Below are 25036 nucleotides of genomic sequence, written 5' to 3' on the forward strand. Positions count from 1 at the left end.
GGGTGTGTCAGTTGTTCAACGGGGTCGGCGCGACCTCGTTAGTTTTTGAAGACGCGCTCCGAGATCGACTTCGAGCCGCGGCCCATTGCGATAAGGCCGGACTGCGCGATCTCCTTGATCCCGTAGGGTTCGAGCACTTTCAGGAAGGCATCGATCTTGCCGGTGTCTCCGGTGACCTCGATGGTGAGCGCATCGGGCACCACGTCGACCACGCGAGCGCGGAACAGGTTTACGGCCTCGAGCACGTGCGAACGGCTCTGGTTGTCGGCGCGCACCTTGATGAGCACGTGCTCGCGCTGCACCGAGGTGGACTCGTCAAGCTCGACGATCTTGATGACGTTGACGAGCTTGTTGAGCTGCTTGGTGACCTGCTCGAGCAGGGTCTCGTCTTCGTCTACGACGACGGTGATGCGCGACAGGCCGCGCATCTCCGTGGGGCCGACGGCAAGCGACTCGATGTTGAAGCCGCGACGGGCGAAGAGCCCTGCGACACGGGTCAGCAGACCGGGCTTGTCCTCCACGAGGAGGCTGAGTACGTGACGGCTCATGGTTACTCGTCCTCCCACTCGGGGCTGTGTTCGAGGGCGTACTGAATATCGCTGTTTGAGGTGCCCTGGCGCACCATCGGCCACACCATCGCGTCGGCACTCACCACGAAGTCGATGACGACGGGGCGGTCGTTGGTCTCAAGCGCGAGCTTGATGGCATCGTCGACCTGGTCTTCGCGCTCCACGCGGATCGCGAGGCAACCGTAGGCGTCGCCGAGCTTCACGAAGTCGGGGATGCGCTGCGAGCCGTGCCCGGTGTTGAGCTCGGTGTTCGAGTAGCGACCGTTGTAGATGAGGGTCTGCCACTGGCGCACCATGCCCAGCGAGGAGTTATTGATGATCGCGACCTTGATCGGGATGTTGTTCACCACGCAGGTGGCGAGCTCCTGGTTGGTCATCTGGAAGCAGCCGTCGCCGTCGATCGCCCACACCACGCGCTCAGGCTCTGCGACCTTGGCACCCATTGCGGCGGGAACGGAGTAGCCCATCGTGCCGGCGCCACCCGAGTTGAGCCACGCCCCGGGGCGCTCGTACTTGATGAACTGCGCAGCCCACATCTGGTGCTGGCCGACACCGGCCGCGTAGATGCCCTCGGGCCCCGTCAGTTCGCCGATGCGCTGGATGACGTGCTGCGGGGAGAGCAGCCCGTCGCTCGTCTCCTGGTAGCCCAGGGGGAAGCGCTCCTGCAGCATGCGCAGGCGCTCCCACCATGCGGAGATGTCTGCGAACTCTCGGCTGAGCTTAGCCGTGGAGACCGCGGCGATGAGATCTGCAATGACGTCGGCTGCGTCACCGACGATGGGTACGTCTGCGGCGCGGATCTTGCCGATCTCGGCGGGGTCGATATCTGCGTGAATCACCTTCGCCTCGGGGGCGAAGAGCGCTGCCTTGCCGGTGACTCGGTCGTCAAAGCGGGCACCGAGCGTGATGAGCAGGTCAGATTCTTGCAGCGCGAGCACCGCAGGCACGGTGCCGTGCATACCGGGCATGCCGAGGTGCTGCGGGTGCGAGTCGGGGAAGACGCCGCGCGCCATCAGCGTGGTCACCACGGGGGCGCCCACGAGCTCGGCGAGCTGCAGCAGTTCTTCGGATGCGCCGGCGCGGCCGACGCCACCGCCGACGTAGAACACTGGGCGCTGCGCTGCCGCGATGAGTTCGGCTGCGGCCTGAATCTGCTTGCTGTTGGCCTTCGTGATGGGCCGGTACCCGGCAAGCTCGACGCGTGCGTCCCACTCGAAGTCGAGGATGCCCTCCTGGGCGTCCTTGGTGATGTCGACGAGCACGGGGCCGGGGCGGCCCGTGGAGGCGAGGTGATAGGCCGCGGCAATAGCGCCGGGGATCTCCTCGGGCTTCTTCACCAAGAAGGAGTGCTTCGTGATGGGCATGGTGACACCGACGATGTCGGCTTCCTGGAAGGCGTCGGTGCCCATGAGGTGCGAGAACACCTGGCCGGTGATCGCGAGCAGCGGCACGGAGTCCATGTAAGCGTCGGCGATCGCGGTGACGAGGTTCGTCGCGCCGGGGCCTGAGGTGGCGATGCAGACGCCCACCTTGCCCGTCGCAGCTGCGAAGCCTTCTGCTGCGTGGCCGCCGCCCTGTTCGTGGCGCACGAGCACGTGGCGCAGGCGATCGGCGTCCATGAGTGCGTCGTAGAGAGGCAGCACGGCGCCACCGGGCAGGCCGAAGACGTCGGTGACGCCCAACGCTTCGAGGCTGCGCACGACGGCTTGGGCACCGGTCATCCGCTCACCGCGTTGCGCCGCGGGTTTCGATGGGGGAACTGCACTCGATTCCGAGGTCATTGCTTGCTTTCCTGGTCTGAGGTGTGAATGCGTTCGGCACGGCTCCGAGGCCGACATGCTGCGGCGGCTCGGAGTGAGTGCCCACTCCGCGGAGCGGGCCTCTGCTGCGAGCCGCCGGGCGTTGTCGGCGGCACCGGATCAGCCGGTGACGGCGCCTTCGGAAGCCGAACGGACGAGCTTGGCGTACTTTGCCAGAACACCGCGCGTGTATCGCGGGGGAAGCGGGGCCCAGCTTGCTCGGCGGGCCTCGAGCTCGGCGGGATCTACCAGCAGATCGAGCGTTTGTGCGACGACATCGACCCGAATCAGGTCGCCGTCGCGGACCAGGGCAACCGGACCTCCGTCCGTTGCCTCAGGCGCGATGTGGCCGATACACAGGCCGGTTGTGCCGCCTGAGAATCGTCCGTCCGTCAATAGTAGTACATCCTTGCCGAGCCCTGCGCCCTTGATGGCGGCGGTGATCGCGAGCATCTCGCGCATGCCGGGGCCACCCTTGGGGCCCTCGTAGCGGATCACGACGACGTCACCCTTGTTGATGGTGCCTTCGGTGAGGGCGTCCATCGCGGCGCGTTCACGGTCGAAGACGCGGGCGGGGCCTTCGAAGACCTCGGCGTCGAAGCCTGCGGTCTTCACCACGGCGCCCTCAGGGGCGAGGCTGCCGGTGAGGATGGTGAGGCCGCCGTTCTCGTGCAGCGGATCATCGAGCTTGCGAATCACTTTGCCGTCGAGCTCGGTGGTGACGTCGGCGAGGTTCTCGGCGACAGTCTTTCCGGTGACGGTGAGTGCGTCGCCGTGCAGCAGACCGGCATCGAGCAGCGCCTTCATGATGACGGGCATGCCGCCGACACGGTCGAAGTCTTCAGCGACGTACTGGCCGAAGGGCTTCATATCGGCGAGGTGCGGGGTCTTCGCGCCGATGCGGGTGAAGTCTTCGAGGGACAGCTCGACCTCGGCCTCGCGCGCGATGGCGAGCAGGTGCAGCACGGCATTCGTGGAGCCGCCGAGCACCATCGCCACGGTGATCGCGTTCTCGAAGGCCTTCTTGGTGAGGATATCGCGGGCCGTGATGCCTTGACGCAGCAGGTTGACGACGGCCTCGCCCGAGCGGTGGGCGAAGTAGTCGCGGCGGCGGTCGGCGCTGGGGGGCGCCGCCGAGCCGGGCAGGCTCATGCCGAGCGCTTCTGCAACGCACGCCATGGTGTTCGCGGTGTACATGCCACCGCAGGCACCCTCGCCCGGGGCGATCGCGCACTCGACGCGCTTCAGGTCTTCTTCGCTGAGCGTGCCGGCCTTGCACGCACCCACGGCCTCGAAGGCGTCGATGATGGTCACCTGCTTCTCGGTGCCGTCTGAGAGCTTGACCCAGCCCGGCGCGATCGAGCCGGCGTACAGGAACACCGAGGCGAGATCGAGGCGAGCCGCGGCCATCAGCATGCCGGGCAGCGACTTGTCGCAGCCCGCGAGCAGCACTGAGCCGTCCATGCGCTCAGCCATGATCACGGTTTCGACGGAGTCGGTGATGACCTCGCGGGAGACGAGCGAGAAGTGCATGCCCTCGTGGCCCATCGAGATGCCGTCAGAGACGGAGATGGTGCCGAACTGCAGCGGGTAGCCGCCGCCAGCGTGCACGCCCTCCTTGGCGCCCTGCGCAAGCCTGTCGAGGCTCAGGTTGCAGGGGGTGACGTCGTTCCAGGAACTCGCAATGGCGATCTGGGGCTTATCCCAGTCTTCATCGCCCATACCGACCGCTCGGAGCATGCCCCGGGCAGCGGCCTTCTCGATCCCATCGGTGACGTCGCGGCTCCGCGGCTTCATGTCAATCTCTGCCATGTCAACAGTCTAGCCGCCACCGAGGACACCGACGCAGCATACGCAAGAGCGCCGAAGGATCCAGGATCCTCCGGCGCTCAGTATCGGCGAACCGCCGCGCTACTTGCCGATCGCGGGCAGCAGAGAGAAGGGCAGCACGAAGCCGACGATGGTGGCCGCCAGGCCGCCGATGAACGTCCACAGCTCAACGACCTGACCCAGTGTGACATTGAAGCCGAAGCTCATCAGCACCATGCCGCCGATGACCAGCACGATTGAGAGGATGAAGAAGATCGCGGTAGTCGCGCTCACCGCCCCCTGCGAGCTCTCCTCGAACAGCGTCTCCTGCTTCGCCATGCCGGCCTCTCCTTCGCTCTCGCTTCGGTCGGCCTCTCCGAGGCCGGGTGTGATCTGCCCGCGGCGCGGGCTCCTGATGGCAAGATTACCCCACTGGCGCGCAGCGCCTGATCCGCCCCTCGCGCGGCGCTCGATCCACCCCTCGCACAGCACCGCAACGAACAGTGGCGTATCAGAAACGAAGCGGCGTGGGAAGGCAGCTGATCGCGGGCGGGCAGGGAGTAGGCTGGCGGGAGACCTCGATCCGCAGCGGATCAGTCCAGGCAACCCGAGGGAGGAATCGTGTCGATCGGCAAGTACGTGACCAATCCCGGCGTGATCGGAGCAGCCGCGGGCGCGCTCAGCACCGCCCGACGCACGCAGTCCATGCGGAAAGACTGGCGACGCATGCTCGTGTGGGGCGTCTGGCTCGCCGGATTCGCGCTGGCGATCGCCACGGTCGCGATGCAGGAGCAAGACACCGAGTACGAGCTCGAGAACGAAGCGGCGAAGCGCCGCAAGATGCAGGGCTAGCCACCCCCCAAGTACACTCGTCTCGGCGCGTCGGGAAGTCTGGTCGACACTGTAACGAGAGTCCCCTTCCTGAAAGGCGCGAGATGAACGAGCCCCGCCACTCCCCCGAAGCCCCCGGGCGGCAGCCCAGACCGCGCCGCCTGCTGCGGCTTGTCAACCAGCGGGAAGCCGCGCGCGTCAGCACGCTGCTGCGCGGCGAGGTGGTGGGTGGTGTGATCGTGATGGTCGCCGCCCTGATCGGCTTCATCGCGGCGAACAGCCCCCTCGCTGACGGCTACTTTGCACTGCGCGACACCCGCATCGGCCCCGCATCCCTGCACCTCGATCTATCGCTCGGCCAGTGGGCCGCTGACGGCCTGCTGGCCATCTTCTTCTTCATGGTGGGGCTCGAACTCAAACGAGAGTTCGTCGCGGGCGAGCTGAGCCGCTTCTCGACGGCGATCGTGCCGGTCGCAGCCGCGTTCGGCGGGGTGGCCGTGCCGGCGCTCATCTACGTGGCGTTTACCGCGGGCACCCCAGCAGTGCACGGCTGGGCGATCCCAACAGCCACCGACATCGCCTTCGCAGTCGCCGTGCTCGGCCTCATCGCCCCCCGGATCCCGCCGGCGCTGCGCATGTTCCTGCTGACCCTCGCGGTGGTCGACGATCTCATCGCGATCAGCATCATCGCGATTTTCTACACCGAAGGCATGCAGTGGCTACCCCTCGCCGCGAGCCTGCTGCCGATAGCGGCCTACGCGTTCCTGGTGCGGCGCTTCCCTGCCTGGTTCGCGAAGTCGGGGTGGGGGCCGTGGCTGATTCTGCTCCCGATCGGGGGTGTTGCGTGGGCGCTCTTCCATGCCACCGGCATCCACGCCACGATCGTGGGCGTGGTGCTCGCGTTCCTGGTTCCTGTCTCGGGTGTCGGCGGCACCCAGCTCGCGGAGGTATTCGAGCACCGCTTCCGCCCACTCTCGACAGGTATCGCCGTGCCCATTTTCGCGTTCTTCGCAGCCGGTGTGGCCGTTGGGGGTGACTCGCGCTTCCCCTTCGACCCGATCGCGCTGGGCATCATGGTCGGCCTGGTCGTGGGCAAGCCCCTCGGCATCGCGGTCTCGACGTGGCTGCTCACCCGCTTTACGAGGGCCGAGCTCGACGAGTCGGTTCGGTGGCGCGAACTCATTGGGGTGGGCGCGCTCGCGGGCGTTGGGTTCACGGTGGCTTTGCTGGTGGCGGATCTGAGCTTCGTCAATGCTTCCGATGCTGACACGGCACGGCTCGCAGTCATGTCGGGTTCCGTGATTGCCGTGGTGGTGGCCGCGGCTCTGCTGGTGCGGCGGCCTGCGGCCCGCAAGCGCTGACACTCGGAGGCCGGACGACACGCCCGTGATCCGCCGTTTGCCGACTGAATTTGAACGGTTGGAAAATCCCGTGTTAGTATTTTCTCTGTTGCTCAGCGAGCAGCAGGCGCCTTTAGCTCAGTTGGTAGAGCAGCTGACTCTTAATCAGCGGGTCCACGGTTCGAGCCCGTGAGGGCGCACGCAGTGAGAAAAGCTCCACCTCCGGGTGGGGCTTTTCTCGTATCCGAACCCGGTTTACCGACCGTTCATGGAAGGCGTGCGATGCCCGCTTCACTCCCCATCCCCTCGACCGATCTCGCGTTCGCGCTCGCGCTCGCCGATCTCGCCGATGCGGTATCCCTGCCGCGCTTCCAGTCGGCTGACCTCACGATCGAGACGAAGCCCGATCGCACCTTCGTCACCGACGCCGACAAGGCCGTCGAACGCGCACTGCGCGAGCGGATCGAGGCCGAACTGCCCGGCGACAGCTTCTTCGGTGAAGAGTCGGGTCGCTCCGAAAAGGGTTCTCGGCGCTGGATCATCGATCCGATCGACGGCACCGCCAACTTCCTGCGCGGCGTGCCGAACTGGGCGACCCTCATCGCGCTCGAGGTCGACGGCGAGCCGACGGTGGGAGTGGTCTCTGCACCCGGCTTCGGCGCGCGCTGGTGGGCAGAGACCGGGAGCGGCGCCTGGGGTCAGCAGGCCGGGCAGGATCCGCGCAAGCTGCGCGTCTCGGGCATCAGCGAGCTCGAGCATGCTTCTCTCAGCTTTCAGAGCATCGAGCAGTGGGATGTTGCCGGCTACCTGCAGCCCCTCATCGAGCTCAGCCGCGCGGTGTGGCGGGATCGCGCCTACGGCGATATGTGGTCGTACATGCTGCTCGCCGAGGGCTTGCTCGACGTCGTTGCCGAATTCGATGTGAAGCCCTACGACCTCGCAGCGCTCGTGCCCATCGTGCGCGAGGCAGGAGGCCGTTTCACCGACATCGCAGGCTCAGAAAGCGCTTGGAATGGCAGCGCTCTCGCCACGAACGGCGCCCTGCACGACGCGGTGATCGCCACCATCGAGGATGCCCGCGCGGCCAACGGAACCACGCGGTGATGGGCCGCTCCACCGCACCCTGGCGTGCGGCTCTCGCCCTCGCAGTCGACGCGGCTCTCGTGCTCCTGTTCGCGGGGATCGGCCGCGCCAGCCACTCTCGTGGCGGAGCACTGCTCGGCCTCATTGAGACTGCGTGGCCGTTCCTCGTGGGGTTGCTGCTCGTGTGGGGCTGGGGCATGGTGTGGCGTGAGCCCGTGCGACTGCTGCGCTCCGGGGTGCCCGTGTGGGTCGGCACCGTGGTGCTCGGCATGGCGATGCGACTGCTCTCGGGGCAGGGCACCGCGCCGGCGTTCATCATCGTCGCCACGGTGACCCTCGGGGCCTTCCTGCTTGGATGGCGCGGGATCGTCACGCTCGTGCTGCGCATCCGACACCGGGAGCATCACCCGAAACACCCCTGAACCACAACGAACCCCGACGCCCGCAGGCGCCGGGGTTCGTCAGTGCGAGAACCTTGCTCAGTCAGCCATCTTGGCGAGCATCTCGGCGGCCCGGTTCGAGAACCCCCACTCGTTGTCATACCAGCTGGTCACCTTGACGTGCTTGCCCTGCACCTCAGTCAGCTCGGAATCGAAGATCGAGGAGTGAGAGTTGCCCACGATGTCTGAGGAGACAAGCGGCTCGTCGGAATACTCGAAGACATGCTCGAGGGCGCCCTCCGCGGCGGCGGCCCGATATGCCTCGAGCACCTCCTCGCGCGTCACCTCGCGCGACACTGCGGCGTTGAGCTCGACGATCGAACCGACCGGCACCGGCACGCGCATCGAGGTGCCCGACAGCTTTCCGTCGAGCTGCGGCAGCACAAGACCGATGGCCTTGGCTGCACCCGTTGAAGTGGGCACAATGTTGAGGGCAGCGGCACGAGCACGCCTCCGGTCCTTGTGCGGGCCGTCGATCAGGTTCTGATCCTGGGTATAGGCATGCACCGTGGTCATGAAGCCCTGCGTGATCCCTGCGAGGTTATCGAGCACCTGCGCGAGCGGCGCAAAGGCATTGGTGGTGCAGGATGCGTTCGAGACGATGCGGTGCTTCGCCGGATCGTAGAGGTGATCGTTCACACCGACCACGACGGTGAGATCGGCGCCCGTTGCCGGGGCGCTCACGAGCACCCGCCCGGCGCCGGCGTCGAGGTGCTTGCGGGCATCATCGGCCTTGGTGAAGCGGCCCGTCGACTCAAGCACCACGTCAACACCGAGCTCGCCCCACGGCAGCTTCGCGGGGTCAGCCTCGGCGAACACCTTGATGCGACGGTCGTCGACGATCAGCTCTCCGTCTTCGAAGGAGATGTGCCTCTTCAGGCGACCGTAGACGCTGTCCCACTCCAGCAGGTGCGCAAGCATTTCACCGTTGGTGAGGTCGTTGACCGCGACCACTTCGATGTCGCTCTGGTTTTTCAGGATTGCGCGCAGCACTCCTCGTCCGATACGTCCGAATCCGTTGATAGCCACCCGTGCGGTCATGGTTGCATTTTCTCCTTCAGCGTTGATCGCGAAATGCCTCATATCTAGGATGAGGCGAATTCCGCACCACGTCCAGTGGCACTAATGCCAGTGTTCGAACGTATTCTGCCAAGATGTGGTGACGATCCGCCCCCTCCGCGACCCTCACCCCGATCACACAACCAGGCCACCGCCACTCACGACCTGCGAGAAAAGGTGCGCCGATAATCGCTCGGTGTCGTGCCCAGTACCGCACGGAAATGCCGTCGCAAATTGGTCGCCGTGCCCAACCCCACCATGGCCGCGATCTCCTCCACCCCAAGCCCCGTCTCCTCCAGCAACTCACGCGCACGATCCACACGCGCCCGCATGATCCACTGCATCGGCGTATACCCTGTCTCATCACGAAAACGGCGCGCCAAGGTGCGTTCCGACACCCGAGCATGAGCCGCAAGAAGCGGGATATCAAGCGGCTCACCCAAACGCCGCAGCGCCCAGGCCCGCGTCTCAGTGAATCGCTCGCCATGCGTCTCAGGCACCCCCTGCGGCACAAACTGCGCCTGGCCGCCACTCCGATACGGGGCCGCCACAAGCCGCCTCGCAGCGTGATTCGCCACCGCCATGCCCGCCTCCTTGCGCAAAATATGCAAGCAAAGATCGATGCCAGATGCAGCACCGGCCGAAGTCAACACCGAGCCCTCATCGACAAACAGCACCCGCTCGTCAACCCGCACCTCTGGAAACCGTTCGGCAAGCACACGCGAATAGTGCCAGTGCGTCGTAGCGCGCCGACCATCGAGCAGCCCCGTTGCGGCGAGCGCAAACGCGCCCGTCGAGATCGCCGCGAGACGCGCCCCACGCGCGTGAGCGGCACGCAGCGCCTCGATAAGCGCCGGCGGCGGAGCATCGCGGTCAGGGTGCCGGTAGCCCGGAACGAACACGAGATCCGCCACCTCAAGCGCCTCAATGCCATGCTCCACATGGTAAGAAAGGCCATCGCCGCCCGCGATCAACCCCGGCTGCACCCCGCACACCTCAACCGAGTACGGCATGCTGGCACGAGTCGTGAACACCTGCGCGGGAATGCCGACATCAAGCGGCTTCGCCCCCTCCAACACCACAACCGCAACCCGCTTCATGAACCCTCAGCCTACCCGCGGGGTGGGTAGGCTGAGGGTATCTCCGACCCGAGCGAAGGCCACTCCTGCATGAGCCGTCAGCACTCCCCCGCCGAGGTGTTTCGAGCGTTCTTGAAACTGGGGCTTACCTCCTTCGGTGGCCCTGTCGCCCACTTGGGGTATTTTCGCGATGAGTTCGTGGTGCGGCGGGAATGGCTGAGCGACAGGCAGTATGGCGAGCTGGTGGCGCTGTGTCAGTTTCTGCCTGGTCCGGCGTCGAGCCAGGTGGGCTTTGCGCTGGGTCTGATGCGTGGCGGCCCGCTGGGTGCGCTCGCCGCGTGGGCGGCGTTCACCTTGCCGTCTGCGGTGTTGCTGGTGTTGTTCGCGGTCGGTGCGCTTGCCTTCGAGGGGCCACTGTGGGCGGGGGTGCTGCTGGGGTTGCAGGCGGCCGCAGTTGCGGTTGTGGCGCATGCGGTGTGGGGTATGGCACGCACGCTCACCCCTGATGCGCCGCGTCTCGTGATCGGTGTCATGGGTGCGGCTTTGGCACTGTTGTTGCCTGGCCAGTTTGGCCAGTTCGGGGCGATTGCGGCTGGTGTGGTCGCGGGTGCTATGTGGTGTCGGCGTTCGTTGGGTGAGGATCCGCCTGCGTTGCTGCTGCGGGTGTCGCGGCGGGCTGGTGTGATCGCGTTAGCGATGTTTGTTGCTGTGGTTGTCGGTTTGCCGATGCTGAACAGTCTGGTGCCTTCACTGTGGGTGGGGATTGCTGACGCGTTCTCGCGGGCTGGTGCGGCGGTGTTTGGCGGTGGTCATGTGGTGCTGCCGCTGTTGCAGGCTGAGCCGGCGGTTGCGGCGGCGGTGTCGCCTGAGCAGTTCATTGCGGGGTATGGGGCGGCGCAGGCGGTGCCGGGGCCGCTGTTCACTTTCGCGGCGTATCTGGGGTTTGAGATGGGGGCGGGGTGGACGGCTCCGTTGACCGCATTGCTCGCGCTGGTTGCGGTGTTTGTGCCGGGTATGTTGCTGTTAGTGGCGGCGCTGCCGTTTTGGAACGGGCTTCGTGCGAGGCCGCTTGCGCGCGCGGCGATGGCGGGCGCGAATGCTGCTGTGGTGGGGATTCTTGCGGCGGCACTGTGGCATCCGGTGATCACTTCTGGGGTGGCGGGTCCGGCATCGCTGGCGATTGCGGTGGGCGGGCTGCTGATGCTCACACTTGCGAAGTTGCCTGCGTGGTGCGTGGTGCTTACGGCCGCGGCTGCAGGTGTGCTCGCGGGACTACTCGGAATCCCGTAACCTCGTCGGCTCCTCTTCCGGGCGTTCCTCGGCGAGACGCCGTTCGGCTTCCCGGTTCGGCAAGCCGAAGCGGATCGCGGCGGCGCCGATCAGGGTGACTGCCGCGCCGATGACAAAGGCGAGCAGCGAGCCGTCGAGCAGACTCGCGCGAGCACCGTCGAGGATCTCCTGCGTGTAGTGCGGGTACTGCTGCGCGACATGTTCGGCCGAGGCGAACGACGACTGGAGGGCTCTGGTGACCTCGGCGCTCAGGGAGGCGGCATCCGGGGAGGCCGCGATCTTGCCTGCGACGACCGCGGCGAATCCGCTGGCGAGCACTGCCCCGAGGAGCGCTTGCATCACTGATCCGCCGAGGTCGTTCTGCAGGTCTGAGGTTGCTGAGGCCATGCCTGCACGGCGCACGGGGGTGCTGCTGGTGAGCGCGCGCCGGGAGGCTGTCATGACGAAGGTGACGCCGATCCCGATCATGAAGAATCCGAATCCCACCAGCGGGTAGGGTGAGTGTTCGCGCCAGAGCAGCATACTGAGCATGGCGATCAGCAGAAAGGCGTAGCCGAGGAGCATGGTGTCGCGGGTGCCGTACCGCCCCACGGCGCGGGCTGAGAGCGGTGCTGCGAGCATGAGGCTCACGGCGGCGGGGATGACGGCGAGCCCGGTTTGCAGTGGGCTGTACCCCATTACGCTCTGCATGAACTGTTCGCCGACGAACATGGCACCGCTCAGGGAGCCGACGGCGATGAGCCCGCCGACTGCGGGCAGCCAGAAGAGTCGCTGTTTGGCGACGCTCAGGTCGAACAGCGGAAAGCTTGCCCGTGCTTGCCGCAGCCCGAACAGCAGGAGCAGAAGCGCGGCGGCTGCGAGCAGCGCCACGCCGATGGTTGCGCCGCCCGGCGCGAAGACGATGCTGACGCCGAGCACGAGGGCACCGAGCGCGGTCGCTGAGAGCACGCCGCCGAGGTGATCGACGGGGGTGTTCGATTCCGCGATGTGCGAGGGCACGAAACGCAGCACGAGCACGAAGGCGATTGCTGCGATGGGGGTGCTGAGCATGAACACCCAGTTCCAGCTGGTGAGCACCAGCACGAGGCCCGCGAGGATCGCGCCTGCGATGGTGGCCATGCTCGAAACGCTCGACCAGATCGCGATGACGCCTGTGCGGCCGGGGCCTTTCGCCCAGAGCGCGGTGATGAGCGAGAGCGTGGTGGGGAACGCCATGCCGCCGGCAAGCCCCACCAGCACCTGCGCGACGATCAGCATCTCGACCGACGCTGACAGGCTGGAAAACGTGCTGGCCGCGAGCGTGCTCGCGATCCCGATGAGCAGCATTTGCTTGCGGCCATAGCGGTCGGCGACGGCCCCCAGGTAGAGCACGGAGATTGACAGGCCAAGGCCTGTGGCGAGTGCGACGAGATTGAGCGCGGTCTGCGACGCTCCGAACTGCTCCCCGATGTCAGGAACAGCGATGCCAGCAACAACCGTGTTGATGTTGCAGACCGCGGCGGCGAACAAGAGCGCAACGAGCGTGCCGCGCGCCCGCGGGGGCGCGTCGGTTGTGCTCGCTTCGGGGGTTTCGGTGGCGACGTCCACGGGGCTCCTTCGTCTCGCACCCGGTCGCGTGATCGGTGCCGCACCAGTATCCCGTATCACGGGTGGGCACCCCAAGCGCCGGGTCGCCGAACCGAACAGGCGGCACCGAACAGGCGGCACCGAGTCGACGTTGGCCGGGCTGCGCAGCGGAGCCGCTCAGGGCAACGGAGACTCGGGGCGATGATCGCGCGCCGCTTCCTCCTGCTGGTAGACATCGGGGGTGCCATCCCCATCGGCATCCACCTGTTCACGCTCGAGGGCCTTGCCATGTGCACGATTCCGCAGACCCAAGAGCACGGACGCCAGCAGTGCGGCGGTCACCGAAGCCGCGAGGATCGCGAACTTCGCGAAGCCGTACTCGGGCGCTTCGGGAGCGAAACTGAGCTCTGCGATGAGCAACGACACCGTGAAACCGATGCCGGCGAGAAGGCCGACCCCGATGAGGTCGACCCATCGGAGAGCCGGGTCGAGCCGGATACCCGCAGCCCTCGTCAGCAGCCACGTGGTCACGACAATGCCCAACGGTTTACCCACGACCAGCGCTGCGACGATGGCCACTGTGACGGGGGCTGCAACCGCGATCTGCACCCCGTCCCATCCGCCGACGGCCACCCCGGCAGCGAAGAACGCGAACACCGGGACCGCGACCCCCGCTGAAATCGGCCTGAATCGATGTTCGAACTCCTCGGCAAGCCCGCGACCTGCCGATGGGTCGCGATCCGCTGCCGCCCGGAGCTTCACCGGCACCGTGAAGCCAAGCAGCACGCCCGCAATTGTGGCGTGGATCCCCGAAGCGTGCATGAACGCCCACGCCACGATGCCGATCGGCAGCAAGATGACCCACGCTGCGAATGCGCGCCGGCCGAAGAACTCCCGGTAGCGCTGGGCGATGCAACCGTAAACAACGATGACCGCAAGCGCAATGACCAGCGGGATGATGTCGATGCGATCCGTGTAGAAGATCGCAATGATGCTGATGGCGATGAGGTCGTCGACGACCGCGAGCGTCAGCAAGAAGATGCGCAGCGCGCTCGGAAGTTTCGACCCGATGATGGCGAGCACCGCGAGCGCGAAGGCGATGTCAGTCGCGGTGGGGATCGCCCACCCCTGGCTCACGGCTGCGTCGCCGCGCACGATGAGAATGTAGACGACCGCAGGGACCGCCACTCCCCCGACCGCGGCAGCCACCGGCACGATCGCCGTGCTGAAGCGTCGCAGATCGCCGGCAACGAACTCCCGTTTGAGTTCGAGGCCGACGAGGAAGAAGAAGATCGCGAGCAGGCCGTCTGCGGCCCAAGCACCGAGACTGAGCTTCAGATGCCAAGGTTCATAGCCGAGCTCGAAGTCACGGATGGTGAAGTAGACCTCTGCGGCCGGTGAGTTCGCCCACACGATGGCAATCGTGGCGGCGACGACCAGCAGAACGCCGCCAACTGTTTCTTTCCGCAGAATCTCTGAAATTCGGCCGGCTTCCGAGAATGAGCCGTATCGAGGAAACGAACGTCGGGTACTCCGCGAGGAATCGGTCATGGTTGCTCCAGTTTTCTGGTCGATGCATTCTTCGCCGACCAGACTTCCCGGCACTCCACTGCGGCCGCTGGCGTCCGCAGACCTCCATCCTATGGTGCGCATGCGGGAAGCGCACCTACGCACCGAATGCGCGATTCGGCGTGACGCGGACGTGTCGGACGAGTATACGATCGAGTGCGTCCTGCATCTGTAACAAGAAGGGACTCAAGCTGGGAGGTTCGCCGATCATGGAGCCACACACCGGAGCCATCGCGCTTGGGCAGCTGAGGCGGCAAGCGCGTCACTCATGGCACCGGGTGCGCTACATGCTGGGCCATTCCCCGGCCCGCATCGCGATCAGCGTGTTCATCGCAGCAGTGTTCGTGTTCACTCTGCTACTCACCTTGCCGGCAGCTTCGGCCGACGGCACTGCGACCGCCCTCCCCGACGCACTGTTCACCGCCGTCTCGGCCGTGACCGTCACCGGGCTCACGAGTGTGGACACCGCGGCGCACTGGTCATTCTTCGGGGAAGCGGTGATCCTTGTCGCGATCCAGACCGGTGGGCTCGGCGTCGTCACCATCGCTCTTCTGCTCGGGCTCATGGTCACTCGTCGACTCGGCGTCAGTAGCCGCGTGTTCGCGAAAGCCAGCATCGGTTCCGAGGGACTCGGCGAGGTCGGCCGACTGCTCCGAGTGGTCGTCGTGACGACCCTGGCGATCGAGGCAGCGCTCTTCGCTGCGCTCGCGCCAGCGTTCATCGCCGCCGAAGGGTCCTTCGGGCAGGGGCTTTGGAATGGAGCGTTCTACGCGATCTCCGCATTCTCCAATGCGGGGTTCACCCCTCATGACGGCGGGCTGGCAGCATTTGACGACAATCTCTTCGTGCTCGCGCCGATCACCATCGGGGTGTTCGTGGGCAGTTTCGGCTTTCCGGTCTATCTCAACCTCATCCGCGCGAGATGGACACGCCAGCGGTGGACGCTGCACACCAAACTCACTTTGGCGACGACGACGATTCTGCTGCTCCTCGGCACGGCCGCGTGGGCGCTCTTCGAATGGAACAACCCGGCGACCGTCGGTGCCGAACACTGGGGAAGCAAGCTCGGACACGCGCTCTTCGCATCAACGATGATGCGCTCGGGTGGTTTCGCTATCGTCGACATGGAATCCTCGACCTCGACCACGATGCTGCTCAGCGACGCGATGATGTTCGTGGGTGGCGGCTCCGCATCCACAGCGGGTGGCATCAAGGTCACCACTCTCGCGGTGCTGTTCCTCGCGATCATCACGGAGGCACGCGGTCGCCAGCACACGAATGTGATGGGGCGCCGCATTCCGAACAGCACGCTGCGGCTGGCAATCAGCGTGACATTCCTGGGGGCGACGCTCGTCTTCGTTGCGTCGGCTCTGCTCACCGTCGTCAGCGATGCGAAACTCGATCGGATCCTGTTCGAGGTGATCTCGGCCTTTGCGACCTGTGGACTCTCCGTGGGGATATCGAGTGAGGTCGGGGCGTTCGGAAAGTACGTGCTGTCGGCGCTCATGCTCGTCGGTCGAGTCGGACCCATCGTGCTCGCATCAGCTCTCGCCCTCCGGCAGAAACGCGAATCGTTCACGCTGCCGACCGAGCGCCCGATCATCGGCTAGGCGCGAGACGCGCGTCTCGCAAGATCAACTCACGGCGACGCCGAACAACACCCCGATCACATAGGTGGCCACCATGGTCGCCGAGCCCATCACCACGTTGCGCAGGATCGCGCGGCCTCGCGGTGCCCCGCCGAGCGCGGCGCTGATCCACCCCGTGAGCAGCAAGCCGAGCACCACGGCCACTGCCGCAATCCACACTCGATGCTCGCCGAAGGGCAGCAGGATCATGATGAGCGGGACCAGCGCGCCGACAGTGAACGAGATGAACGACGAGACCGCCGCTGCCCACGGGCTCGTGTACTCGTTGGGGTCGATGCCGAGTTCGACCTCGGCATGAGCGGCGAGCGCGTCTTTCGCGGTGAGTTCCACCGCAACCTGGTGCGCAAGATCAGGCGACAACCCGCGGTCACGGTAGAGTCCGGCGAGCTCCTCCAGCTCTTCTTCGGGCATTTCGGCGAGTTCGCGCCGCTCTTTCTCGATCAGCGCGCGCTCGGTGTCGCGCTGCGTGCTCACCGAGACGTACTCGCCGCCCGCCATTGAGAAGGCGCCTGCGACGAGGGCTGCGATGCCTGCGGTGGCAATAGCGATCACGTTGTTGGGTGTGGCCCCGGCCACACCGATCACCACACCGGCCGTCGATACGATGCCGTCGTTCGCGCCGAGCACTCCGGCGCGCAGCCAGTTGAGGCGCTGTCCGATGTTGCCACCGTGGGCTTCGCCCTGATGGGGCTGCGATGCGGGGGTGGCGGGCTTGGTTTCGCTCATACTCATATCCTGGCCGCTGGCTGCAGCACCCGCAACGCAGGAAAGCCTGGCCTCACCACAAAGCGCAGAGGCCGCCCCCAGGGGCGGCCTCTGCGGTGTGTGGTGCAGTGCGTGATGCGAATGCTCTGGTGGAGCCGCGGGGAATCGAACCCCGGTCCACTTCGACGATTCCGTGCCTTCTACGAGCGTAGTTCGTGCAAACGTTCTACTCGGCCCCGTTCTTTGTCACGAACACCTAGAACGACAGGCCCAGTCTCAGTGAAAGTCCCGATGCGCCCTGAGACACGACGCATCAGCAAGCCTCCTAGATGACGCCAGGAAACCGGGGCGGAGGCCCACCCGACCTGACGGACTCGGTCTCGTGCTTAGGCAGCGAGAGCGAAGTCGGTGCGCTTAGCGTTGGCACCTATGGTTTGCGAAGGGCGTTTACGAGATAACTCCGCGTCCTCGGCCCGCTTCTCACAGTCTCAAAATCGACGTGTCGAAACCGATCGGCCCCGTGTGCGCCGCAAGCGGCGCTCGCACCCTGGGGTGCAGCTTGGGGGCATTCGCATCACGCGCTGTTGAATTTTCAATCCGGGATGATCCCGGCCTTACAGAATACCACCGTCGGCTTGCTGTGTATAGCGGTGCGACACGCGCTCCCGCAGGGTTCCCGGCGTGAGGCCGAGCGCCCACTCGCACACGTCAGCAACGAAGTGCACGTAGGCGGCGTGTTCGAAGGGCGCGGGGTCGTTGGCATAGGAGCCGAAGCCGTCGACCGCCATGAAGATGCGCACGCAGGCCTCGAAGGGATCCTCGACGGTGAAGACACCATCGGCGCATCCCGCTTCGATGACCTCGGCCAGCCGGCCGCGGTCGAGGCCCTCCTGCTCCTCGATGGCGTCGGCGAGCGCCGGCGTGAATCTGGCGAGGTGCCGGGCGTTCAGCCAGAGACGCGAAAAGCCCTCTTCTTCAAACTGCATGCGCTGCACGAAGACCACCAGCCGCTCAAGGGGGTCGCCGCTGACGGAGAACAGATGCTCCCGCTCCCCCGTGATGGCGAGCACGAATGCTGCCGCGACGAGGTCTTCGGCGGCCGGGAAGTAGTGGCTGATGAGGCCGGGCCGCACGCCGAGGCGGTCGGCGACGGCGCGCAGTGTGATGCGTTCGAGCCCTTCTTCGAGGGCGATACGTGCGGCCTCAGTGAGGATCTCTGCGCGGCGCTCTTCCGGCTGCTTCCGCACCCGCGACGACACCCGCTCCGATCCACCTGAAGCACTCGGTGGCACCCCTGCAGCAGCCCCGTTTCCCCCGGGCTGCGCCGCCCTTGGCTCTCCGCTTGACACCATGCTCATCATCCTATTGGATAGGTGACCAACAGAGTCCATTGGCCCCATGACCAATAGCAGCGCTGCTCACATGCCACCAGCAATGATGCTCGGGACTCCGCCGAGAGGATCCTCACCCGTGTCCAACGACCCCACAGTCGCCCCTCACGAATTCGTTGACGTCGCCACCCATCCGGAGACCCGCGGTATCGAGCTTGTCGCTCCTTCCGAGCGCCACGGCCGTGCCCGCGACCTCTTCGCGGTGTGGGCCGCGCCGAACGTCAGCGTGCTCAACTTCACCATGGGTGCCACGCTCACCCTCGTGCTCGGGCTCGAAATCTGGCAGGCCATCATCGTGATCGTCGCCTCAGCGCTGCTGTGGGTGCTCCCCGGCATCGTCGCCATCAGCGGCCCCGCGGCGGGCACCTCCGGCTCCGTCGTCACCCGCGCGATCTACGGCGTGATCGGCAACAAGTTCGTCATCGCCTTCTACGGCTGGTTCATCTCCGGCGTCTTCCTCGCCCTCAACTGGGTCGCCTCGACCTTCATGGGCGCCGAACTGCTGCGTCGCATGGGCATGGAGAACGAGACGCTCAACATCGTGCTCGTGAGCCTCGTGGTGTCGGCGGTCACCGTGCTGGTGGCGGTGTACGGCCACGCACTGATCCTGCGCGCCTACACCGCGATCACCGCGGTGCTGCTGGTGATCTTCGTAGTTGTGGTGGGCTACATCCTGCCTCACGTCGATTGGGCGTTCACGCAGCCTGAGCCGCTTGAGGGCATCGGCCTGTGGTCGGCGATGGCGATCGGCTTCGCGATCCTCGCCTCCACCCCGCTCTCCTACTCGAACAGCGCCGATCTCGCCCGCTACCTGCCGCGCGAGACCAAGCCCTCCCACATCATCGCCGCGACGGCGCTTGGCGGCGCGCTCCCCTGCATCGTCTTCACCTCGTTCGGCGCGCTGCTCGGCGGCGCCGTCAGCCCCGAGGATCTCGCCTTCGGCATCGAATACCCGCTGCTCGACATGGTGCCCGCCTGGTTCGGCCCGATCTTCGTGCTCGGCGTCATCGTCAACACGATCGCCCTCAACGGCATGACCACCTACACCTCGAGCATGGTGTTCCAGTCGATTGGCATCCCGATCAAGCGCATCCCCTCGGCCGTGCTGGTGGGGGTCCTCGGCACCATCTTCACCGTCGTGCTCGCGCTGTCAACGAACCTCATCGACGCGGTGAACCTCATGCTGCAGTTCCTGCTCATCATCTCGGCACCGACCATGACCGCCTACGTCACCGACATCATCATGCGGCGCAACCGATACAGCGGTTTCGACCTGTTCGACGAGACCCGCACCGGCGCGTTCTGGTATTCCGGCGGCTTCAGCATCGGCGGCCTGGTGTCGGTGGTCGCGGGCGGCGCGGCGACCGCGCTCTTCCTGTCGACCGACATCTGGACCGGCCCGCTCGCGGAGGCGATCGGCTACATCGACCTGTCGGTGCCCGCCGGCATGATCGTCACCGCGGTGCTCTACATGGTCTTGAATCGCGGTCGTATTGCGGCGCAAAACGCCGAGTACGAGGCCGAGCACGGCACGGGCCAGGCAGCAGCATGACCGGCGAGGCTCTGACGGGCGCCCACCCGCCCCGCTTCCCCGGCGCAGAGCCCGGGCAGCCCCACCTCGACAGCTGGCAGGAGGCACCGCAGAACCGCTGGGCGTTCGCCCACCTCGGCGAGCTGCTCCCGTCGGCGACGATCTCCCGCCGCTCGCCCGCGGCGCCCCTCGCAGCGCACGTGCGCCTCGAAGCGCTCACCCCGCAGATGCCCGATGTCCAGGCGCGACTCGAGCAGACCTACACCGACGCGTTCCTCGTGCTGCGCGGCACCGAGGTCCTGGCCGAGTACTACGCACCGGGCTTCGCGGCCGACGATCTGCACCTCCTGATGAGTGTGTCGAAGTCGCTGTGCGGCACGGTCGTTGGGGCGCTGGTGGACGAGGGGCGGATCGACCCGGCCCAGCCCGTCACCGCGTATGTGCCTGAGCTTGCGGGGTCGGTCTATGACGGACCGCTGGGTGATCCGTCAGCCCCGCGGGTCACGGTGCAGCAGGTGCTCGACATGGAGATCGCGATCGACTACAGCGAGGACTACGTCGATCCTGCTTCTGAGGTGCAAACGCACGATCGTTCGGCAGGCTGGCGTTCGCGGCGTAAGGGCGACCCGGCCGACACCTACGAGTTTCTCACCACGCTGCGCGGCAACGGCGCTACGGGCGAGTTCCAGTACTGTTCGGCGAACACCGACGTGCTCGCCTGGATGATCGAGCGTGTCACTGGCTTGCGTTACGCTGAGGCGCTTTCGGTGCATCTGTGGTCGAAGCTGGGTGCGGATCGCGACGCTACGATCACGGTCGATTCGGCGGGCTTCGGGTTCGCGAACGGCGGGGTCTCGTGCACGGCGCGCGACCTCGCCCGCGTGGGCCGCATGATGCTCGACGGGGGCGTCGCTCCCGGCGGTCGCGTGGTCTCGGAGGCCTGGGTGCGCAGTGTGATGAGCGGCGGATCGCGCGAGGCCATGACCGACCCGGGCTTCACAGGCGCCTTCCCCGAGGGCAGCTACACGCGCCAGTGGTGGTGCACCGGCAACGAGCGCGGCAATGTGAGCGGGATCGGGATCCACGGCCAGAACCTGTGGCTGGATCCACAGACCGACTCGGTGATCGTGAAGCTCTCGACGTGGCCGGATCCCGACACGGAGCACTGGCACGGCCTGCAGAGCGGCGTGCTGCTCGACGTGAGCCGCGCCCTCGACGCGGTGGTATGACAGTGGGGCGGATCCGCCGACTGATGTGACTGCGCCCATCGCAGGTGAGCACAGTTTCGACGCGATGTCGGGGCTGGCTCGGCTGCGAGGGGCGCAGTGCTGTGGGGTCTACTCCCCCAGGCGGTTGCGGGCGCGCATGGCGCGCTCTGCTTCGCGCTTGTCTTGCTGTTCGCGCAGGGTTTGCCTCTTGTCGTATTCTTTCTTGCCCTTCGCGAGGGCGATTTCGACTTTGGCGCGCCCGTCGAGGAAGTAGAGCCGCAGCGGCACGATGGTCATGCCGCCCTCGCGGGTCTTCTGGTAGAGCTTGTCGATCTGCTGGCGGTGCAGCAGCAGTTTGCGTTTGCGGCGCGGGGCGTGGTTGGTCCACGAGCCGTTGAGATATTCGGGGATGTAGGCCGCGTCGAGCCAGGCTTCTCCGCGCTCAATGAACACGTAGCCGTCGACGAGCGAGGCGCGACCCATGCGCAGCGACTTCACTTCGCTGCCGGTGAGCACCATACCGGCTTCGTAGGTGTCGAGGATGTGGTACTCGTGCCGTGCCTTCTTATTGGAAGCGATCAGCTTTTCGCCGGTCTCTTTGGGGCTCATGTCACATCCTCTCTCCGCGCCGGGGTCTGGGTTCGCGCATAAGCGCGAAGATCAAGCCTAGCGCACGCGCGGCCGCGGCGAGCACGACTGATGCAGCGAGACGACCTGTTCCGGCGCCTCTGCAACAGGCCGTCTCGCGGAAACGCTCAGTCTCGCCGCACGGCAATGCGGGCCGCGAACTCGCTACACCCGCAGGTAGCGGGTGATCGCGATCTTCGCGGCGATAGCAGAGAGCACCACGCCAACGAGCACGAGCACGGGTGGCACGACGAGCGATTGTTCGACGGTGATGTAGCTCGTGAACGGCACTTCCCGGGCCAGGAATCCTTGCACGAAGAATTTCACGATCCCCACTGAGGCACCGCCGGCGAGCACCGCACCGACGAGCGCGGCGATGATGCCCTCCAAGATGAAGGGGGTCTGGATGAAGCGGTTCGATGCCCCCACGAGGCGCATGATGCCGATTTCGCGTCTGCGCGAGTATGCGGAGAGGCGGATCGTTGTGGAGATGAGCAGCATGGCGGCGACGAGCATGAGGCCTGCGATAGCGATGGCGGTGTAGCTGGCGACGCCGAGGAACAGGAAGATTCTGTCGAGCAGGCTGCGCTGATCGGACACGCTCTGCACGCCGGGAATGCCCGAGAACGTCTCAGTGACGATGTCGGAGCGGGAGGGGTCTTTGAGTTTCACCCAGAAGGTCTGGTTGAGCTGTTCTGGGCGTGTGATGTCGAGGATGGGGTTGCCCTCGAACTGCTTGGTGAACTCTGCGTAGGCCTGCTCGTGGTCGACGAAGAAGAAGTCGTCGATGTAGGGCCGCAGCGTGTCGGATTTGAGGGCGTTCTCGACGGCGGAGATTTCTTCTTCGTTGGCGTCGGTGCCCGAGCAGGTAGCGCTCTGGTCGAAGTCGGTGCATAGGTAGATGGCGACCTGCGCCCGGTCGTACCAGAACGTCTTCATCTGCTGGATCTGCAGCTGCATGAGAATCGCGGCACCCACGAAGGTGAGCGACACGAAGGTCACGAGGATCACCGAGATGACCACTGACATGTTGCGGCGCAGGCCACTCCAGACCTCGCCGAGTACGAGTCCTGCTCTCATCGCACCGGCCCCACATCTGTTTCGTCGTCGTCTTTTCGGCTGAGTCCGAGGTGTTCGGCGAGGTTGCCGGTTTCAGACATCTGCACGGGGTCTATGGGGCGCCCCGGGTCGAGGAAGCTGGGGATGCGGCGCAGTTGTTGGCCGTCGGCGCGCACGGTGTCGTCGTCAACTTCGGGGTCGACCTGGCCGAGCGGCTGGGGTTCTTCGAAGACGGAGGCTTCGCGCGGCGCGGGCGCAGGCGTCGGGGCCACGGGCGCAGCCGGCGGTGCGACAGGGCGCTGCGGGGCTGCGGGGGCCGCAGGTGCTTGTGCGGCGGGGGCGGCGCTCGGTGCCGGGTAGCGGATCGGCTCGGCGAGCGCAGCGGGAGCGGCCTGAGCCGGAGCTGCCGGTGCCTGGGTTGCCGGTGCCTCGCCGCCGTCTTCCGGTGCAAGCGCGGCGCGCACCACGGCTTCGGTGGTGCGCAGCACCTGCACGCCCTCTTCTGAGAGGTCGGCGACGGGGATCGAGGCGGTCTGGCCGTAGCCGCCGCCCACTTCGTCGCGCACCACGACGCCCTGCGAGAGTTCGACCACGCGCTGCTGCATGATGTCGACGAAGGTGGCTTCGTGGGTGGCCATCACGACGGTGGTGCCCGAAGCGTTGATGGCGCGCAGCAGTTGCATGATGCCGAGGCTGGTGGCGGGGTCGAGGTTGCCTGTGGGCTCGTCGGCGAGCAGGATCGAGGGCTTGTTGACGATGGCGCGCGCGATCGCGACGCGTTGCTGCTCACCGCCGGAGAGTTCGTGGGGGAAGCGTTTGGCTTTGCCCGCGAGACCTACCATTTCGAGGGTGTCGGGCACTGCTTCTTGAATGAAGCCGCGCGACTTGCCGATCACCTGCAAGGAGAAGGCGACGTTGTCGTAGACGGTCTTGTTGGTGAGCAGACGGAAGTCTTGGAACACCGTGCCGAGGTTGCGTCGAAAGTAGGGCACTTTGCGCGAGGAGATCTTGCTGAGATCTTGCCCGAGCACGTGGATCTTGCCGGAGCTCGGCTGGTCCTCGCGCAGGATGAGGCGCAGGCAGCTCGATTTGCCCGAACCGGAGGCACCCACGATGAACACGAACTCGCCGCGGTCGACGCGCAGGTCGATGCCGTCGAGCGCCGGTTTCGCGGTGCCCCGGTACTTCTTGGTGACGTTCTCGAAGAGGATCATGACGTCACGACACTACGCCACTTGTGCTGGAAGCCGGCAGAGGCGCGCGGCGCGAAGTCGCCTAAGCCTCGTTCTTCGAGAGCGAGCGCCAGCGAATACCCGCGGCGATGAAGCCGTCGAGGTCGCCGTCAAACACGGCGTCGGGCTGCGACGACTCATGCCCCGTGCGCAGATCTTTCACCAGCTGCTGGCCATACAAGAAGTACGAGCGAATCTGATCGCCCCAGCTCGCCGTCACCGAACCGGCAAGCTCCTTCTTCTTCGCAGCCTCCTGCTCCTTCTGCAGCAGCAGCAGGCGCGTCTGCAGCAGCCGCATCGCGGCCGCACGGTTCTGAATCTGCGACTTCTCGTTCTGCATCGAGATCACGATGCCGGTGGGAATGTGCGTAATGCGCACCGCCGAGTCGGTGGTGTTGACCGACTGGCCGCCGGGGCCAGACGAACGGAACACATCGACGCGAATGTCGTTCTCGGGAATATCGACCGCGGTGGCCTCTTCGAGCAGCGGGATCACCTCAACGCCGGCGAAGCTCGTCTGCCGCTTATCAGCCGACCCGAAGGGGCTGATGCGCGCGAGACGGTGCGTGCCGGCCTCAACCGAGAGCGTGCCGAAGGCGTACGGCGCATCGATCTCGAACGTTGCCGATTTGATGCCGGCACCCTCGGCGTACGAGGTATCGAGCACCTTCGTCGAGTAGCCGTGCTGCTCGGCCCAGCGCAGGTACATGCGCAGCAGAATCTCTGCGAAGTCGGTGGCATCATCGCCGCCGGCACCGGAGCGGATCGTCACCACAGCCGCACGCTCGTCGTACTCCCCCGACAGCATCGTCTGCACTTCGAGGTCTTGCACCAGCTTCTCAAGCGCAATGAGCTCGTCTGCGGCCTCCTGAGCCGAATCGGCATCATCAGCTTCCTGCGCCAGCTCGATCAGCACCTCGAGATCATCAAGCCGGCTCTCCACCGCACGCAACTTGCGCACCTGCGCCTGCCGGTGCGAGAGTCCGCTCGTCACCTTCTGCGCAGCGGCGGGATCATCCCACAGATCGGGGGCGGCGGCCTGCTCTTCAAGCTCGACGATCTCCCGCTCAAGGCGCGGCAGATCGAGAACCGCGGCGATGTCGGCGTAGGTGGCGCGGAGAGCGCGGATGCGAGCGCTGAAGTCAAGATCGAGCATGATCCCCTAGCTTACAGTCCAGCACCGAAACCCACCCCGCAACG

At 65.9% G+C, this 25036-nt stretch carries 22 protein-coding genes, 1 tRNA gene and 1 other RNA gene; 9 read left to right on the forward strand and 15 right to left on the reverse strand.

Features of this window, described 5'->3' with window-relative positions; translation table 11 throughout:
* Positions 1–38: 38 nt before the first annotated feature.
* From ilvN to WFI54_RS03530, 4 genes are all read right to left on the reverse strand, one after another.
* A complete protein-coding gene (gene ilvN, locus WFI54_RS03515) occupies positions 39–548 on the reverse strand; it encodes an acetolactate synthase small subunit (RefSeq protein ID WP_336651401.1) in 510 nt (169 codons plus the stop codon).
* A 2-nt stretch (positions 549–550) separates the two neighbouring features.
* The gene (locus tag WFI54_RS03520; RefSeq protein WP_336651402.1) at positions 551–2350 is read right to left on the reverse strand and encodes an acetolactate synthase large subunit; all 1800 of its coding nucleotides are present in this window, start codon (positions 2348–2350) and stop codon (positions 551–553) included.
* 138 nt (positions 2351–2488) lie between these two features.
* Entirely contained in the window at positions 2489–4180 is a 1692-nt protein-coding gene (gene ilvD, locus WFI54_RS03525) for a dihydroxy-acid dehydratase (protein WP_336651403.1), read from the reverse strand.
* Positions 4181–4279: 99 nt separating this feature from the next.
* Positions 4280–4516, reverse strand: coding sequence for a hypothetical protein (locus WFI54_RS03530; RefSeq protein ID WP_336651404.1), 237 nt, complete (start codon positions 4514–4516; stop codon positions 4280–4282).
* Positions 4517–4798: 282 nt separating this feature from the next.
* Here WFI54_RS03530 and WFI54_RS03535 point away from each other — a divergent pair, with 282 nt between their 5' ends.
* The 5 genes from WFI54_RS03535 (at position 4799) to WFI54_RS03555 (ending at position 7853) form a co-directional block, all read left to right on the forward strand.
* Positions 4799–5029 carry a hypothetical protein gene (locus WFI54_RS03535; protein ID WP_336651405.1) on the forward strand — a complete coding sequence of 77 codons (231 nt, stop codon included), beginning with the start codon at positions 4799–4801 and terminating at the stop codon, positions 5027–5029.
* 83 nt (positions 5030–5112) lie between these two features.
* Complete coding sequence (gene nhaA / locus WFI54_RS03540; protein WP_336651406.1) at positions 5113–6369, forward strand: Na+/H+ antiporter NhaA; 1257 nt, start codon at positions 5113–5115, stop codon at positions 6367–6369.
* 106 nt (positions 6370–6475) lie between these two features.
* Positions 6476–6548, forward strand: a tRNA-Lys gene (locus WFI54_RS03545).
* An 82-nt stretch (positions 6549–6630) separates the two neighbouring features.
* Entirely contained in the window at positions 6631–7452 is an 822-nt protein-coding gene (locus WFI54_RS03550; RefSeq protein WP_336651407.1) for an inositol monophosphatase family protein, read from the forward strand.
* Positions 7452–7853: a DUF3054 domain-containing protein gene (locus WFI54_RS03555; RefSeq protein ID WP_336651408.1), complete on the forward strand. Its 402-nt coding sequence runs from the start codon at positions 7452–7454 to the stop codon at positions 7851–7853. The genes WFI54_RS03550 and WFI54_RS03555 overlap by 1 nt, the downstream gene beginning before the upstream one ends.
* 57 nt (positions 7854–7910) lie before the next feature.
* On the opposite strand, the gene gap is transcribed toward WFI54_RS03555, so the two are convergent.
* Together gap and WFI54_RS03565 are read right to left on the reverse strand one after the other, a co-directional pair.
* On the reverse strand, positions 7911–8912 hold the full coding sequence (gap, locus tag WFI54_RS03560) for a type I glyceraldehyde-3-phosphate dehydrogenase (RefSeq protein ID WP_336651409.1): 1002 nt from the start codon (positions 8910–8912) through the stop codon (positions 7911–7913).
* Positions 8913–9088: 176 nt separating this feature from the next.
* Positions 9089–10030 carry a GlxA family transcriptional regulator gene (locus tag WFI54_RS03565; protein WP_336651410.1) on the reverse strand — a complete coding sequence of 314 codons (942 nt, stop codon included), beginning with the start codon at positions 10028–10030 and terminating at the stop codon, positions 9089–9091.
* A 69-nt stretch (positions 10031–10099) separates the two neighbouring features.
* Here WFI54_RS03565 and chrA point away from each other — a divergent pair, with 69 nt between their 5' ends.
* On the forward strand, positions 10100–11299 hold the full coding sequence (gene chrA, locus WFI54_RS03570) for a chromate efflux transporter (RefSeq protein ID WP_336651411.1): 1200 nt from the start codon (positions 10100–10102) through the stop codon (positions 11297–11299).
* Here chrA and WFI54_RS03575 read toward each other — a convergent pair.
* Together WFI54_RS03575 and nhaA (WFI54_RS03580) are read right to left on the reverse strand one after the other, a co-directional pair.
* Complete coding sequence (locus WFI54_RS03575; RefSeq protein WP_336651412.1) at positions 11282–12886, reverse strand: MFS transporter; 1605 nt, start codon at positions 12884–12886, stop codon at positions 11282–11284. The two genes, chrA and WFI54_RS03575, sit on opposite strands and share 18 nt — an antisense overlap.
* Positions 12887–13042: 156 nt before the next feature.
* Positions 13043–14416 carry a Na+/H+ antiporter NhaA gene (gene nhaA / locus WFI54_RS03580; protein ID WP_336651413.1) on the reverse strand — a complete coding sequence of 458 codons (1374 nt, stop codon included), beginning with the start codon at positions 14414–14416 and terminating at the stop codon, positions 13043–13045.
* Between the two features lie 227 nt (positions 14417–14643).
* On the opposite strand from nhaA (WFI54_RS03580), the gene WFI54_RS03585 reads away from it, so the two are divergent.
* The gene (locus WFI54_RS03585) at positions 14644–16044 is read left to right on the forward strand and encodes a TrkH family potassium uptake protein (RefSeq protein WP_336651414.1); all 1401 of its coding nucleotides are present in this window, start codon (positions 14644–14646) and stop codon (positions 16042–16044) included.
* Between the two features lie 24 nt (positions 16045–16068).
* Here WFI54_RS03585 and WFI54_RS03590 read toward each other — a convergent pair whose 3' ends face one another.
* From WFI54_RS03590 to WFI54_RS03600, 3 genes are all read right to left on the reverse strand, one after another.
* Positions 16069–16809: a VIT1/CCC1 transporter family protein gene (locus WFI54_RS03590; protein WP_336651415.1), complete on the reverse strand. Its 741-nt coding sequence runs from the start codon at positions 16807–16809 to the stop codon at positions 16069–16071.
* Positions 16810–16935: 126 nt separating this feature from the next.
* Positions 16936–17308, reverse strand: a transfer-messenger RNA (tmRNA) gene (gene ssrA, locus WFI54_RS03595).
* 94 nt (positions 17309–17402) lie between these two features.
* The gene (locus WFI54_RS03600; RefSeq protein WP_336651416.1) at positions 17403–18140 is read right to left on the reverse strand and encodes a TetR/AcrR family transcriptional regulator; all 738 of its coding nucleotides are present in this window, start codon (positions 18138–18140) and stop codon (positions 17403–17405) included.
* Between the two features lie 118 nt (positions 18141–18258).
* On the opposite strand from WFI54_RS03600, the gene WFI54_RS03605 reads away from it, so the two are divergent.
* Together WFI54_RS03605 and nylB are read left to right on the forward strand one after the other, a co-directional pair.
* Positions 18259–19731: a purine-cytosine permease family protein gene (locus tag WFI54_RS03605; RefSeq protein ID WP_336651417.1), complete on the forward strand. Its 1473-nt coding sequence runs from the start codon at positions 18259–18261 to the stop codon at positions 19729–19731.
* Positions 19728–20939 carry a 6-aminohexanoate-dimer hydrolase gene (gene nylB, locus WFI54_RS03610; protein WP_336651418.1) on the forward strand — a complete coding sequence of 404 codons (1212 nt, stop codon included), beginning with the start codon at positions 19728–19730 and terminating at the stop codon, positions 20937–20939. Before WFI54_RS03605 ends, nylB begins: the two co-directional genes overlap by 4 nt.
* Positions 20940–21047: 108 nt before the next feature.
* Here the strand turns inward: nylB and smpB are convergent, their stop codons facing one another.
* From smpB to prfB, 4 genes are all read right to left on the reverse strand, one after another.
* Positions 21048–21527 (reverse strand): SsrA-binding protein SmpB, encoded by a 480-nt coding sequence (gene smpB / locus WFI54_RS03615; RefSeq protein ID WP_336651419.1) that lies wholly within the window; start codon positions 21525–21527, stop codon positions 21048–21050.
* A 183-nt stretch (positions 21528–21710) separates the two neighbouring features.
* Entirely contained in the window at positions 21711–22625 is a 915-nt protein-coding gene (ftsX, locus tag WFI54_RS03620) for a permease-like cell division protein FtsX (protein WP_336651420.1), read from the reverse strand.
* Positions 22622–23818, reverse strand: a complete 1197-nt coding sequence (gene ftsE / locus WFI54_RS03625) for a cell division ATP-binding protein FtsE (protein WP_336651421.1) — start codon at positions 23816–23818, stop codon at positions 22622–22624. Before ftsE ends, ftsX begins: the two co-directional genes overlap by 4 nt.
* A gap of 61 nt (positions 23819–23879) precedes the next feature.
* Positions 23880–24992: a peptide chain release factor 2 gene (gene prfB / locus WFI54_RS03630; RefSeq protein ID WP_336651422.1), complete on the reverse strand. Its 1113-nt coding sequence runs from the start codon at positions 24990–24992 to the stop codon at positions 23880–23882.
* Positions 24993–25036: the final 44 nt, after the last annotated feature.

Source organism: Leucobacter sp. MMO-125, assembly GCF_037148395.1.
Taxonomy (GTDB): domain Bacteria; phylum Actinomycetota; class Actinomycetes; order Actinomycetales; family Microbacteriaceae; genus Leucobacter.

What these genes read in the sequence shown, in the direction of transcription:
- ilvN (WP_336651401.1), bottom strand. Translation starts at nt 548, where the DNA reads ATGAGCCGTCACGTACTCAGCCTCCTCGTGGAGGACAAGCCCGGTCTG.
- WFI54_RS03520 (WP_336651402.1), bottom strand. Translation starts at nt 2,350, where the DNA reads ATGACCTCGGAATCGAGTGCAGTTCCCCCATCGAAACCCGCGGCGCAA.
- ilvD (WP_336651403.1), bottom strand. Translation starts at nt 4,180, where the DNA reads ATGGCAGAGATTGACATGAAGCCGCGGAGCCGCGACGTCACCGATGGG.
- WFI54_RS03530 (WP_336651404.1), bottom strand. Translation starts at nt 4,516, where the DNA reads ATGGCGAAGCAGGAGACGCTGTTCGAGGAGAGCTCGCAGGGGGCGGTG.
- nhaA (WP_336651406.1), top strand. Translation starts at nt 5,113, where the DNA reads ATGAACGAGCCCCGCCACTCCCCCGAAGCCCCCGGGCGGCAGCCCAGA.
- WFI54_RS03550 (WP_336651407.1), top strand. Translation starts at nt 6,631, where the DNA reads ATGCCCGCTTCACTCCCCATCCCCTCGACCGATCTCGCGTTCGCGCTC.
- WFI54_RS03555 (WP_336651408.1), top strand. Translation starts at nt 7,452, where the DNA reads ATGGGCCGCTCCACCGCACCCTGGCGTGCGGCTCTCGCCCTCGCAGTC.
- gap (WP_336651409.1), bottom strand. Translation starts at nt 8,912, where the DNA reads ATGACCGCACGGGTGGCTATCAACGGATTCGGACGTATCGGACGAGGA.
- WFI54_RS03565 (WP_336651410.1), bottom strand. Translation starts at nt 10,030, where the DNA reads ATGAAGCGGGTTGCGGTTGTGGTGTTGGAGGGGGCGAAGCCGCTTGAT.
- chrA (WP_336651411.1), top strand. Translation starts at nt 10,100, where the DNA reads ATGAGCCGTCAGCACTCCCCCGCCGAGGTGTTTCGAGCGTTCTTGAAA.
- nhaA (WP_336651413.1), bottom strand. Translation starts at nt 14,416, where the DNA reads ATGACCGATTCCTCGCGGAGTACCCGACGTTCGTTTCCTCGATACGGC.
- WFI54_RS03585 (WP_336651414.1), top strand. Translation starts at nt 14,644, where the DNA reads ATGGAGCCACACACCGGAGCCATCGCGCTTGGGCAGCTGAGGCGGCAA.
- WFI54_RS03590 (WP_336651415.1), bottom strand. Translation starts at nt 16,809, where the DNA reads ATGAGCGAAACCAAGCCCGCCACCCCCGCATCGCAGCCCCATCAGGGC.
- WFI54_RS03600 (WP_336651416.1), bottom strand. Translation starts at nt 18,140, where the DNA reads ATGGTGTCAAGCGGAGAGCCAAGGGCGGCGCAGCCCGGGGGAAACGGG.
- nylB (WP_336651418.1), top strand. Translation starts at nt 19,728, where the DNA reads ATGACCGGCGAGGCTCTGACGGGCGCCCACCCGCCCCGCTTCCCCGGC.
- smpB (WP_336651419.1), bottom strand. Translation starts at nt 21,527, where the DNA reads ATGAGCCCCAAAGAGACCGGCGAAAAGCTGATCGCTTCCAATAAGAAG.
- ftsX (WP_336651420.1), bottom strand. Translation starts at nt 22,625, where the DNA reads ATGAGAGCAGGACTCGTACTCGGCGAGGTCTGGAGTGGCCTGCGCCGC.
- ftsE (WP_336651421.1), bottom strand. Translation starts at nt 23,818, where the DNA reads ATGATCCTCTTCGAGAACGTCACCAAGAAGTACCGGGGCACCGCGAAA.
- prfB (WP_336651422.1), bottom strand. Translation starts at nt 24,992, where the DNA reads ATGCTCGATCTTGACTTCAGCGCTCGCATCCGCGCTCTCCGCGCCACC.